The organism is Phenylobacterium sp. (assembly GCF_036963605.1).
Taxonomy (GTDB): domain Bacteria; phylum Pseudomonadota; class Alphaproteobacteria; order Caulobacterales; family Caulobacteraceae; genus Phenylobacterium.
The window spans coordinates 1-11,775 of record NZ_JBALUY010000046.1; the positions used below are offsets into that span (position 1 = coordinate 1).

Below are 11,775 nucleotides of genomic sequence, written 5' to 3' on the forward strand. Positions count from 1 at the left end.
CGGCCTCAGGAAAGCGTCCGAGGTCGGCCAGGGCGCGGATTTCCGGGATGTCGGCGGGGACGGGCGCAGGCGGCGGAACAGGCGGCGCCTGTTTCGCGGCCGCCCTCCTGGGCGCGGGCGGCGCCGGCGCCTGGCCCGGAATTGGTGGCGGATCGAAGACGAGCGGCGCCCAGGCCTGGGGCGTCTCTACCGGGGCTGGATCGTCGCCGCTGCGCCGGCGATAGGCCGTGGCGCCGGGCAGAGAGACCGTCCGCACATGCGCCTCGAAGCCGGGATTTGGCTCGGCGTGTCCGACGAGCAGCCAACCTTCCGGTCCCAGCCGACCGGCCAGAGCCGCCACTACCGCGTTCATCGTGTCCGGATGGAAGTAGATCAGCACGTTGCGGCAGAGGATGAGGTCGAAATCCGTGAGGTCGATGGGCGCGTCTGGTCCCAGGAGGTCCAGAAGATTGCCGTGCTGGAAACGGGCCAGGCTGCGGAACCGAGGCCGCAGCCGCCAGCTGCGCCCTTCGGGGGTGAACCAGGCGCTGCGCTGTTCGGCGGAAAGCGATCTGAGCGCCCAGGCCCCGAAGCTGGCGGCCCGGGCGGCCTCCAGGGCGGCCTCGTTGATGTCTGTGCCCAGTATGGTGATCCGCCAGTCGGCGATGCGGTCGCCCAGCAGTTCGGCGACCAGGATAGCCACCGAATAGGGTTCGGCGCCGGTGGCGCAGCCGGCGCTCCAGATCCGCAGGCGCCGGGTCTCGGCGTTGCGGGCGATCAGGTCGGGCAGGATGGTGGCGCGCAGGGCGGCGAACTGCTCGCCATAACGCAGGAAATAGGTCTCACCGACGGTGACCTCGCCCTCCAGCCGCCGCCATTCCGCAGGGCCGGCGTGGGGATCGCCCAGCAGGCGAACATAGGCTTCGACATCCGCCAGGCGCAGCGCCGCCAGCCGGCGCCGCACCCGATCCCACAGCACATCGTCCTTGTCGGCATAGTAGAAGTGGCCGGTGCGGGCGATCACCTCCGCTTTCAGCCGCCAGTACGGGTGGTCTGGCGCGAAGACCGGGAAGGCGCTCAGGGCTCGCCATGCCCCGAGGCTTCAAGCCTCGTGCGCAGGGTCTCGGCGATCTCGGCCAGCCGCACCTCCTCCTCGAGCAGAAGCAGGCGATCCACGTCGATCAGGGGCGTCAGGCGGCCGAGGATCAGCAGGTTGCCGCCGATCACGCCATTGGCGCTGGCGTCATCATCGACCTCGGTGAAGGCGTCGGCCACAATCTCGGCGTCCTTGGCGCGGTCGGCCAGCAGGCCGAGGCCTCCGCCGCCGTGGGCTTCGGCCAGGCGAATGACGTGGCTGTAGAGGCCGGGCGGCGAGACCTCCCGCTGGGGATCCATCACCCGAGCGAGGTCGATGACCGCCAAGGGCTGGCCCCGTAGATTCATGAAGCCGGCCAGCACCTTGGGCCAGGGCGCCTGGCGATCAAACCGGGTCACCGGCAGGATTTCGGCCACCGCCGTCATCGGCAGAGCCATGTCCACGCCGGCCACGTCCAGCACCAGGTAGGTGTCGTTCTGCGAAGCCATGGGAGTCTAGAACACCATTGCGGCCGGCTCGCCAATCGTCATTCGCATGGGTGGGCCGCGACAAGGGCGCTTCGGCCCTTGTCGCGCAGGTCAGGTCACGGTGACGGGCAGGCGAAGATAAACCCGACCATCGGCCTCGGGCGGGGGCAGGGCGCCGGCCCGGATGTTCACCTGCAGGGACGGCAGGATCAGGACCGGGGGCGGCAGGTTGGCGTCCCGGGCCTCGCGGCGGGCGACGAAATCGGCCTCGCTGACCCCATCGCGAAGATGGATGTTCTCTGCCGCCTGCGCCGCCACCGTGGTTTCCCAGGCGTGGGTCTTGCGGGTGTCGGTGAGATAGTCGTGGCCGACGAAGATGCGGGTCTCGGGGGGCAGGGCCAGGATCTTCTGGATGGAGCGATAGAGGGTTGCGGCGTCCCCGCCGGGGAAGTCGGCCCGCGCGGTGCCGTAGTCGGGCATGAACAGGGTGTCGCCCACATAGGCGGCGCCATCGATCAGATAGGTGACGCAGGCCGGCGTATGGCCCGGGGTGTGCAGGACGCCGATCGCCGTCTCGCCCAGCATCAGAGTGTCGCCCTCCTGCACCAGGCGATCGAAGACGGCGCCGTCCGGGGCGACGTCGGCGGCGCCGAACACCTTGCCGAAATAGTCCTGCACCGCGGTGATATGGGCGCCGATCACCACCTGCGCGCCGGTGGCCTCGCGCAGCCTGGCGGCGGCCGAGAGGTGGTCGGCGTGGGCGTGGGTCTCCAGCACATAGGCCAGGTTCAGCCCATGGTCCTTGAGGAACCGCAGGATTTCCGAGGCCTGCCCCCCGGACACCTTGGCCCCGCGGGGCTCATAGTCGAGGACCGGATCGATGACCGCGGCCGCGCCGGTGGCCTCGTCCCAGACGAGATAGGTCACCGTCGAGGTGGGCTCGTGGAAGAAGCTCTTCTGCTGAACGGACATGGGGTCTCCTTTCCCGCCCTATATATGCACTATTGCTAATATAGCAAATGCGCCTATCTACCGAATAAGGAGGCGCAATGGACCTCACCCACACAACCATGATCGCCGCAATCGCCAGTGGGGCGGTGGTGGGCCTGCTGCTCGCCGTGTTCGGCGGCGGGGGCTCGGTCCTGGCCACCCCGGCGCTGCTCTATGTGGTGGGCCTGGGCGACACCCATCTGGCCATCGGGACGTCGGCGGCGGCCGTGGCGGTCAGCGCGGCGGTCAATCTGCTGGGCCACGCCCGCAGCGGCCGGGTGAAGTGGCCCTGCGCCAGCGTGTTCGGGGCCGCGGGCCTGGCGGGCGCGGTAGGGGGCTCCAGCCTGGCCAAGCAGGTCGACGGCCAGGCGCTGTTGACGCTGTTCGCCCTCGCCATGGCGGCTATCGCGCTCGCCATGATGCGGCGACCCAAGGCCGACGGCGACCCCCTGGTTCACATCTCGTGGCCCCTGACCCTGCGGTTGGCCCCCATCGGTCTGGCGACGGGCTTCGCCGCGGGCTTCTTCGGCATCGGCGGCGGCTTCCTGATCGTGCCGGGCCTGATGGCGGCGGCCGGCATGACCCTGGCCAATGCGGCGGCGTCGTCACTGTTGTCCGTCAGCCTGTTCGGCGTCGCCACCTCGGCGAACTACGCCCTGTCGGGACAGGTGGTCTGGCCGGTGGCGGGTCTGTTCATCCTGGGCGGCGCAGGGGGCGGCTGGCTTGGCCTGAGGGCCGCGGGCGTCCTGGCGGGGCACGCCCTCTTGGCGCGGCGGCTTTTTGCGGGTCTGGTTCTGGTGGTCGCGGCCTATGTCGCCTGGAAGGGGCTGAGCGGATGAGTTTCTGGGATGAGCGCTATCAGGGCGAGGCCTATCTGTTCGGCGATGCCCCCAACGCCTTCCTCGCCGCCCAGGCCCATCGCCTGAGGCCGGGACTGAGCGCCCTGGCCGTCGCGGACGGCGAAGGGCGCAACGGTGTCTGGCTGGCCGAGCAGGGCCTGGACGTCCTGTCGGTGGATTCCTCGCCGGTGGCCCAGGCCAAGGCGGCGCGGCTGGCCCAGGCCCGGGGGACCACCCTGCGGCTGCAAGAGGTCGACCTGGCCAGCTGGACCTGGCCGGAGGCGCAGTTCGACGTGGTGGCGGCGATCTTCATCCAGTTCGCCGGTCCGCAGCTGCGCGACCAGATCTTCGCCGGCCTGAAGCGCGCCCTGAAGCCCGGCGGCCTGCTGCTGCTGGAAGGCTACCGGCCCGAACAGATCGCCTATGGCACCGGCGGCCCGCGCGCGCCCGAGAACCTCTATACCGAGGCCCTGCTGCGCGCCGCCTTCAGCGACTTCGAAATCCTGGAGCTGTCGGCCTATGACGCCGTGATCCAGGAGGGCGCCGGCCACAGCGGCCAATCCGCCCTGATCGACCTGGTCGCCCGCAGGCCGGTTTAGGCGGCCGGTTCAGGCTGGGGCTTGCCGCGGTAGATGTCGCACAGGGTGTCGATCACCCGGGCGGCGGCGGGGTCGGTCAGCCGATAGAAGATGGTCTGGCCCTCACGCCTGGTGCCGACGACCCCCTCGGCGCGGAGCTTGGCCAGGTGCTGGGAACAGGCTGATTGCGCCAGGCCCACATGCTGAGCCAGCTCCCCCACCGAGCACTCGCCCTCGCCGAGATGGCAGAGGATGATCAGGCGCTGCTCGCTGGCCATCAGCTTCATCAGCCGCGCGGCGGCCGCAGCGCTGGCCTCCAGTTCGGCCAGCTCGGCCGGCTTGGGCAGGCGTCGGGCGAGGGGCGCGGAAACGTCAGTCATGATTCTTATCTAGCCTGCCTCAGGCCCTGGGCAAGGCGTCGGACGCGCTGGCGGGCCGGCCGTCGTCGCGCAACACCACATAGATGGCCGGAATGACCAGCACGGTGAGCAGGGTCGAGGAGGCCAGACCAAACAGCAGCGAGATCGCCAGACCCTGGAAGATGGGGTCGAACAGGATCACCGCCGCCCCGATCATGGCCGCTGCTGCGGTGAGCACGATGGGCTTGAACCGGATGGCGCCGGCCTCCAGCAGGACGTCGCGCAGGGGCCGCTCACCGGTCTGGGCGTGGCGGATGAAGTCCACCAGCAGGATCGAATTGCGCACGATGATCCCCGCCAGGGCGATGAAGCCGATCATCGAGGTGGCCGTGAACGGCGCCCCGAACAGGATGTGGCCGATGACGATCCCCACCAGGGTCAGCGGAATGGGGGTGAGGATCACCAGGGGCAGGCGGAAGCTTTTGAACTGGGCGACCACCAGCACATAGATGCCGAGGATGGCCACGGCGAAGGCCGCGCCCATGTCGCGGAAGGTCACCCAGGTGATCTCCCATTCCCCGTCCCACAGCAGGGTCGGCGTGCGCTCGTCCTTGGGCTGGCCGTTCAGGCGGATTTCCGGGGCGGGCAGGTCGCTCCAGTCGTGGGCCTCGATCGCCTCGCCCACCGCCAGCATGCCGTAGATGGGCGCCTCGTACTGGCCGGCCAGTTCGGCGGTGACCATCTCGGCGTCGAGCCCGTCGCGGCGATAGATCATGTGCGAGCCGCTCTCGGCCTGGGCCTCCACCACCTCGCCCAGCTCCACGAGCCGGCGGCCGTCGGCCGTCTGGGCTACCGCCACGGGCGTGGTCGCCAGGCGCTCGCTCCAGGTGCGGTCGGACTGGGGCAGGCGGACGGAGATTTCCAGGGGCGTGCGGCCCTCGCCGCGATGGGCGTAGCCCACGGGCCCACCGCCCAGCACCGCGCCGATGGAGTCCAGGACCTCGCCCTCGGAGACGCCCAGATATTCCAGTCGCTCGCGCACGGGCGTCAGACGCAGGCGCGGCCGCGGCTGGCCGGCGCTGTCGTCCACATCGACGATGTAGGGGACGGTGGCGAACAGGGCCTTCACTTCGGCGGCCACGGCGCGGCGGGTCTCGGCGTCGGGGCCATAGATCTCGGCCAGCAGGGTGGCCATGACCGGCGGTCCTGGCGGCGCCTCCACCACCTTGAGCGAGGCGCCGCTCGGCAGGGGCAGGGCGGACAGCTGTTCGCGCAGATCGAGCGCCACGGCGTGGCTGGTCCGTCGACGGTCGCTCTTGTGAGCCAGGGTGATGGCCAGGTCGCCCATCTCCGGGCGGTTGCGCAGGAAGTAGTGGCGGACAAGGCCGTTGAAATTGAACGGCGAGGCGGTGCCCGCATAGGCCTCGATGGCGGTCACCTCGGGCAGGGCGCCGGCGATCTGGGCGGCGGCGGACAGGGTGCGCTCGGTGGTTTCGAGGCTGGCGCCTTCGGGCAGGTCGAGGACCACCTGCAGCTCCGACTTGTTGTCGAAGGGCAGCAGCTTCACCGTCACCGTGCGGGTGGCGAACATGGCCATGGACAGGAGCGTCGCCAGGCCGACGGCGATCAGGAAGATCCAGGCGCTGCGGCGGCTGGCGATGACCCGACCGGCCAGGGCGCGATAGGCCCGGCCCAGCCGCCCGCCGCCTTCGCCGTGTCCGTGTCCGGACCCATCGGCCAGGGTCTGGCGGGCGAAGCGGACCATCAGCCAGGGCGCGATGACCACGGCGACGAAGAAGGAAAACACCATGGCCGCCGAGGCGTTGACCGGGATCGGCGCCATGTAGGGACCCATGAGCCCTGAGACGAACAGCATGGGCAGCAGGGCCGCCACCACGGTCAGGGTGGCGACCACGGTGGGATTGCCCACCTCGGCCACCGCCTCGATCGCCGCCTGGGTGGGTGAGCGGCCGTCCCGCATCGCCCAGTGGCGGGAGATGTTCTCGATCATGACAATGGCGTCGTCCACCAGGATGCCGATCGAGAAGATCAGGGCGAACAGACTGACCCGGTTGATGGTGTAGCCCATCAGGTTTGAGGCGAAGAGGGTCAGCAGGATGGTGGTCGGGATCACCACGGCGGTGACGCCCGCCTCGCGCCAGCCGATGGCCAGGCCGATCAGGATGACGATGGAGACCGTCGCCAGGCCCAGGTGGAAGAGCAGCTCATTGGCCTTTTCGTTGGCGCTCTCGCCATAGTCGCGGCTGACCGCCACCTCCAGGCTGTCGGGGATCAATCCGCCTCTCAGCGTCTCTACGCGCTCGAGGATGTGATCGGCCACGACCACGGCGTTGGCGCCCTTGCGCTTGGCGATGGCCAGGCTGACGGCCGGCGCCTCTGACCAGCCCTCGGCGGCGCGACTGTGGCGCCAGACGCGGGCCTGATCCTCCCGCGGCGCCTGGATGACGTCGGCCACGTCGCGGAGATAGACGGGCTGGCCGTCCACCGAGGCCACCGTGAGCAGGCCGACCGCCTGGGCCGAGGCCAGGGTGTCGCCGGCCGCGACCTCCACAGCCTGGCCGTCCTGGCGGATCACGCCCGCGGGGAAGCTCCGATTGGCCTGCCGGACGGCCTCGATCACCGAGCCCAAGGCCACGCCGCGCAGGTTCAGCCGTTGGGGATCGGGCTCGATACGGATTTCGTCGGGCCGGCCGCCGACCACGAAGGTCAGGCCGACATCCTCGACCTTGGCCAGTTCGGTGCGGAGCTTCTGGGCCACGTCATAGAGGGCCTGGTCGCTCCAGCGGTCGCTGGCGCCGGCCTTCGGGGTCAGGGTCAGGACGACGGCGGGCACGTCGTTGATCCCCCGGGTGACGATCATCGGCTCTGGGATGCCGACGGGAATCCGGTCCATATTGGCCTGGACCTTTTCGTGCACCCGCACGGCCGCGGCGTCCGGATCCTCGCCCACATCGAAGCGGGCCGTGACCAGGACCTGGTCGTCCTGCACCTGGGTGTAGACATGATCGACCGCGTCGATGCTGCGGACGATGGTCTCCAGGGGCTTGGCCACCAGCTCGGCGGCGTCTGGCGCGCGCAGGCCCGGCGCGGAGACCATGATATCGACCATGGGCACGCTGATCTGCGGCTCTTCCTCCCGCGGGATGGAGAACAGAGCCATCAGCCCGACGGCGATCGCCGCCAGCAGGGCCAGGGGCGTCAGGGGCGAGTGGATGGTGGCGCGGGTCAGCCGCCCCGACAGGCCGAGGTTCATCGGGCGGCCTCGGCCGGGACCGGCGCCAGGCGATCACCCGGCCGCGCGCCGGACAGGATTTCCACCATGCCGGACGTGGCGGCGGGCGTGGTCTGGACGGCGATCTCGCTGACCGATCCGTCGGGGGCGACCAGCCGGACGAAGTCCAGGCCGAAGCGCCGGGCGACGTAGCGGGCGGGCACCACCAGGGCCTGGCGTTCGCCCACCTTCACCTTCACGCCCACCCGCTGGCCCACCAGGTCGGCGCGCAGGCCCTCGACCGCGAGGTCGGCGGTGACTTGGCCGGCGGTGATCGCCGGATAGACCTGGATGATGGTTCCGTAGGCGGCGAGGCCGGGGATGTCATCCGACGCCACCGGCAGGCGGTCGCCGACCTTCAGGGCGCGGGCCTGGCCCTCTGGCATTTCCAGGCGCAGCAGGGGCTGGCCCGAGGTCAGGGTGGCCACGGACTGTCCGGCGGCCACGACCGATCCGGCCGGGGCCGGGGCCTTCAGGACGCGGCCTGCAGAAGGCGCCATGATGGCCCCCTGAGCGCCGAGCTCGGCGCTGGCGGCGCGCCGGGCCTGGGCGGCGTCCACCTGACTCCGGGCGGCCTTGGCCGCGGCGGTGGCCTGGTCCAGGCGGGCCTTGGCGTAGAACCCCTTGTCATAGAGCGTCTGGACCCTCGCCAGATCGGCGTCGGCGCGGGCGGCCTCGGCGGCGGCGGCGGCGGCCTGGGCCTCGTACCCGGTGGTCTCCAGATTGAGGCGCTGATCGCTCACCTGGGCGATGACCTGGCCCCTCTGGACATAGTCACCCTCCCGGACCAGCAGCGCGCTGAGGGTGCCGCCGATGCGGGCCCGGGCCTCGGCCATGTCGCGGGTGGTCACCGTGGCGGCCACGGGCTTGAGGTCGTCGACGGTGGTCGCCGCCAGGGTCAGGGTTTCGCCTGCGACCGCCACGACCTTGGGCTCAGGCGTCGGCTCGCCGCGTTCGGCGCAGGCGGCGGCCCCAAGGGTCAGGGCCAGCAGGCTCGCAGTCAGGAGGGGACGCATGAACAATCCTTCGGGAGGCGACTAGCGGACGTCGCGCACGGCGCCGGTGGCGGGGTCGATGCGGATGACCGGCAGGCCCGCAGCACGCCAGGCGCCGATGCCGCCGGCCAGGTGGCCGGCCACCTCGACGCCGGCCTTGCGGCACTGGCCCAGCGCCATAGCCGAGCGTTTGCCCGAGCCGCATTGCAGGACAACCGGCCGATCGCCGCCCACGGGCAGGGCGGCGGGATCGAAGGTGGTCAACGGCAGGTTGAGGGCCCCGTGAATCCGTTCGACGGCATATTCCGCCGGCTCGCGGACATCGATCAGCACGACCTGACGGGCGGTCAGCCGGTCATTTAGGTCGGTGGCGGTGATGTCGGACTCGGTCATGGGCGGGCTCCTGAATGCGTGATCGCCATTGTATATGCGAAGATGCGCATATAATGGAATATGGAGGCGGTTCAAGCCTTAGACTTGTGAAGCCGAACGCCCCGCAGCGCCTTGAGCCCGATCAATGCGGAGCCCGCACACGGGAGCAGGATCGACCCATGACAAAACCCATCATCGCCATCCTGGGCGCCGGACTCGGCGGCGCCGTCGCAGCCTTCGAGATCAAGGCCGCCGTGGGCTCCCGCGCCGAGGTCATGGTCGTCTCCCGGGGAGACACCTTTCATTTCGTGCCGTCCAATCCTTGGGTGGCCATCGGCTGGCGCCGCCGCGACGCCATCGAGGTGGCCCTGGCCCCCGTCATGGCGCGCAAGAAGATCGGCTTCACCCCTGTGGGCGCCCGACGGGTCCATCCGTCGGAGAACCGCCTTGAGCTCGAGGACGGCGAGAGCCTGTTCTACGACTACCTGGTCGTCGCCACGGGGCCGGAGCTGGCTTTCGACGAGATCGAGGGCCTGGGGCCGGACGGCTTCACCCAGTCGATCTGCCATGTGGATCACGCCGAGAAGGCCGCTGAGGCCTTCGAAACCTTCGCCCGCAATCCGGGGCCCATCGTGGTCGGCGCGGTGCAAGGCGCGTCCTGCTACGGCCCGGCCTATGAATTCGCCATGATCCTCGACACCGAGCTTCGGCGTCGGAAGATCCGCGACCGCGTGCCGATGACCTTCGTCACCGCCGAGCCCTATGTAGGCCATCTGGGCCTCGACGGGGTCGGCGACACCAAGGGCCTGCTTGAGGCCGAGATGCGCGACCGGCACATCAAGTTCATCACCAACGCCCGGGTCGCGAAGGTGACGGACGGCATGATGTCGGTTGAAGAAGTGGCCGAGGACGGCGCAGTACGCGCGACCCACGACCTGCCCTTCGCCTATTCCATGATGCTGCCGGCTTTCCGCGGCGTCTCGGCGGTGGCGGGGATCGAGGGCCTGACCAATCCCCGCGGCTTCGTCCTGGCCGACAGCCACCAGCGAAACCCGACCTATCGCAACGTCTTCTCCCTGGGGGTCTGCGTCGCCATTCCGCCGGTGGGCAAGACGGCGGTGCCGGTGGGCGTGCCCAAGACCGGCTTCATGATCGAGAGCATGGTCACCGCCATCGCCGAAAATCTGCGGCAGATGCTGGACGGCCAGGAGCCGACGCACGAGGCGACCTGGAACGCCATCTGCCTGGCGGACTTCGGCGATGGCGGCGTGGCCTTCATCGCCCAGCCGCAGATTCCGCCGCGCAATCTCAACTGGGCGGCCGAAGGCGGCTGGGTGCACCTAGCGAAGGTGGGCTTCGAGAAATACTTCATCGGGAAGATCAAGCGCGGCGCAAGCGCGCCCTTCTACGAGAAGCTGGCCCTCGACCTGATCGGGGCCCGCAAGTTGAAAGCCTGACCATGGTCCAGATCGTCTGCCCCAACTGCGCCGCCGCCAACCGCATGCCGCCGGAGCGGGACGCCGGCGCCGCCAAGTGTGGCCGCTGCGGCGAGGCCCTGTTTCAGGGGCGTCCGGTAGATGTGGACGCTGCGCGCCTGCAGGTTCATCGCCGGGCCAATCAGGGGCTGCCGGTGTTGCTGGACGTGTGGGCGCCCTGGTGCGGGCCCTGCCGGTTGATGGCGCCGCACTTCGCCGCCGCCGCCCAGCGCCTGGAGCCGCGGGTGCGGCTGCTGAAGCTCAACGCCGACGAGGCGCCTGAGGCCAGTGCTGCGCTTGGGGTGTCGGGCATTCCGGCCCTCATCCTGCTGAAGGACGGCCGTGAAGTCGCCCGCAATGCCGGGGCCATGACCACAGACCAGATCATCGCCTGGATGAACCAGGCGCTCGCCACCGCCTGACCGGCGGCGCTTACAAAAGGCCAAGCTCATGACACTCGACCGCGCCGTCTTCGTCTTCGCCGGGCTCGTCGTCCTGGCCGGGGTGGCCCTGGCCTATCTGGTCAGTCCCTGGTGGATGCTGCTCAGCGCATTCGCCGGCGCCAACATGATCCAGGCCGCCTTCACCGGCTTCTGCCCCGCCGCCCTGGTGTTCAAGAAGCTGGGCGTCAAGCCGGGCGCAGCCTTCCGCTGAGCCGGGCCAGCCGGGCGAGGCCGTCCTGGGCCAGGTTCTGGGTCACCTCTTCGGCGCTAACCGCCTGCGCCAGGGGGGCGGCCTGACCCGCCCACAGATTGCTGAACTCCGGCCCCGGGCGTGCGCTCCGCAGCGGCGCCAGCGCGCCGGCGGCCGTGGGGAAGGGCGGGGCGGCGGCCGACATCGGGCCGATCTCCGCCATCAGCCGGTTGTAGATTCCGCGCGCCGGGCGGCCGGTGAACAGGTTGGTCACCGCCGTGCCGTCATCCCGCGCGGTCGCCAGCGCCTGGCGGTGAAAGTCGGGGATCAACGACTCCGGGCTTCTCAGATAGGCCGTGCCCACCTGGACGCCGGCCGCGCCAAGCGCCAGGGCCGCAGCCACGCCACGTCCGTCGCTCACGCCGCCGGCGGCGATGACCGGGATATCCACCGCATCGACGACCTGGGGGACCAGGGCGAAGGTCCCCGGCTGGGCGTTCATGTCGCCGGTAAGGAAGCTCGCCCGGTGGCCGCCGGCCTCGAAGCCCATGGCGATCACCGCGTCACAGCCCCGCTCGGCCAGCCACACGGCCTCCTCTACCGTGGTGGCCGAGCTGATAACTCGCGCGCCGCTCGCCCGCACCCGCGCCAGCAGGTCCGCCGCCGGCAGGCCGAAATGGAAGCTGACCACCTCGGGCCG

At 70.1% G+C, this 11,775-nt stretch carries 13 protein-coding genes; 5 read left to right on the top strand and 8 right to left on the bottom strand.

What is annotated here, in order from left to right:
* The 3 genes from V7702_RS10235 to V7702_RS10245 all read right to left on the bottom strand — a co-directional run.
* Positions 1 to 1,003: CheR family methyltransferase (locus V7702_RS10235; protein ID WP_335650012.1), on the bottom strand; the 1,003-nt coding region annotated here is incomplete at its 3' end.
* A gap of 53 nt (positions 1,004 to 1,056) precedes the next feature.
* On the bottom strand, positions 1,057 to 1,563 hold the full coding sequence (locus V7702_RS10240) for a chemotaxis protein CheW (RefSeq protein ID WP_335650013.1): 507 nt from the start codon (positions 1,561 to 1,563) through the stop codon (positions 1,057 to 1,059).
* A gap of 90 nt (positions 1,564 to 1,653) precedes the next feature.
* On the bottom strand, positions 1,654 to 2,514 hold the full coding sequence (locus tag V7702_RS10245; RefSeq protein ID WP_335650014.1) for an MBL fold metallo-hydrolase: 861 nt from the start codon (positions 2,512 to 2,514) through the stop codon (positions 1,654 to 1,656).
* 77 nt (positions 2,515 to 2,591) lie between these two features.
* Here V7702_RS10245 and V7702_RS10250 point away from each other — a divergent pair, with 77 nt between their 5' ends.
* Both V7702_RS10250 and V7702_RS10255 read left to right on the top strand, forming a co-directional pair.
* Positions 2,592 to 3,371, top strand: coding sequence for a sulfite exporter TauE/SafE family protein (locus tag V7702_RS10250; protein ID WP_335650015.1), 780 nt, complete (start codon positions 2,592 to 2,594; stop codon positions 3,369 to 3,371).
* Positions 3,368 to 3,970, top strand: a complete 603-nt coding sequence (locus V7702_RS10255; protein ID WP_335650016.1) for an SAM-dependent methyltransferase — start codon at positions 3,368 to 3,370, stop codon at positions 3,968 to 3,970. Before V7702_RS10250 ends, V7702_RS10255 begins: the two co-directional genes overlap by 4 nt.
* On the opposite strand, the gene V7702_RS10260 is transcribed toward V7702_RS10255, so the two are convergent.
* The 4 genes from V7702_RS10260 to V7702_RS10275 are packed head-to-tail and all read right to left on the bottom strand — an operon-like array spanning position 3,967 to position 8,988.
* On the bottom strand, positions 3,967 to 4,329 hold the full coding sequence (locus V7702_RS10260; RefSeq protein ID WP_335650017.1) for an ArsR/SmtB family transcription factor: 363 nt from the start codon (positions 4,327 to 4,329) through the stop codon (positions 3,967 to 3,969). The genes V7702_RS10255 and V7702_RS10260 overlap by 4 nt on opposite strands.
* A gap of 19 nt (positions 4,330 to 4,348) precedes the next feature.
* Positions 4,349 to 7,582: an efflux RND transporter permease subunit gene (locus V7702_RS10265; RefSeq protein ID WP_335650018.1), complete on the bottom strand. Its 3,234-nt coding sequence runs from the start codon at positions 7,580 to 7,582 to the stop codon at positions 4,349 to 4,351.
* Positions 7,579 to 8,616: an efflux RND transporter periplasmic adaptor subunit gene (locus V7702_RS10270; protein WP_335650019.1), complete on the bottom strand. Its 1,038-nt coding sequence runs from the start codon at positions 8,614 to 8,616 to the stop codon at positions 7,579 to 7,581. Before V7702_RS10270 ends, V7702_RS10265 begins: the two co-directional genes overlap by 4 nt.
* Before the next feature lie 21 nt (positions 8,617 to 8,637).
* Positions 8,638 to 8,988, bottom strand: a complete 351-nt coding sequence (locus tag V7702_RS10275; protein WP_335650020.1) for a rhodanese-like domain-containing protein — start codon at positions 8,986 to 8,988, stop codon at positions 8,638 to 8,640.
* A 158-nt stretch (positions 8,989 to 9,146) separates the two neighbouring features.
* Here V7702_RS10275 and V7702_RS10280 point away from each other — a divergent pair, with 158 nt between their 5' ends.
* The 3 genes from V7702_RS10280 to V7702_RS10290 are packed head-to-tail and all read left to right on the top strand — an operon-like array spanning position 9,147 to position 11,096.
* Positions 9,147 to 10,424, top strand: coding sequence for an NAD(P)/FAD-dependent oxidoreductase (locus V7702_RS10280; protein WP_335650021.1), 1,278 nt, complete (start codon positions 9,147 to 9,149; stop codon positions 10,422 to 10,424).
* Positions 10,425 to 10,426: 2 nt separating this feature from the next.
* Positions 10,427 to 10,864 (top strand): thioredoxin TrxC, encoded by a 438-nt coding sequence (trxC, locus tag V7702_RS10285; RefSeq protein ID WP_335650022.1) that lies wholly within the window; start codon positions 10,427 to 10,429, stop codon positions 10,862 to 10,864.
* Positions 10,865 to 10,892: 28 nt separating this feature from the next.
* Positions 10,893 to 11,096, top strand: a complete 204-nt coding sequence (locus V7702_RS10290) for a YgaP family membrane protein (RefSeq protein ID WP_300576129.1) — start codon at positions 10,893 to 10,895, stop codon at positions 11,094 to 11,096.
* On the opposite strand, the gene V7702_RS10295 is transcribed toward V7702_RS10290, so the two are convergent.
* The coding region (locus V7702_RS10295) for an NAD(P)H-dependent flavin oxidoreductase (protein ID WP_335650023.1) at positions 11,071 to 11,775 on the bottom strand (705 nt) is incomplete at its 5' end. The two genes, V7702_RS10290 and V7702_RS10295, sit on opposite strands and share 26 nt — an antisense overlap.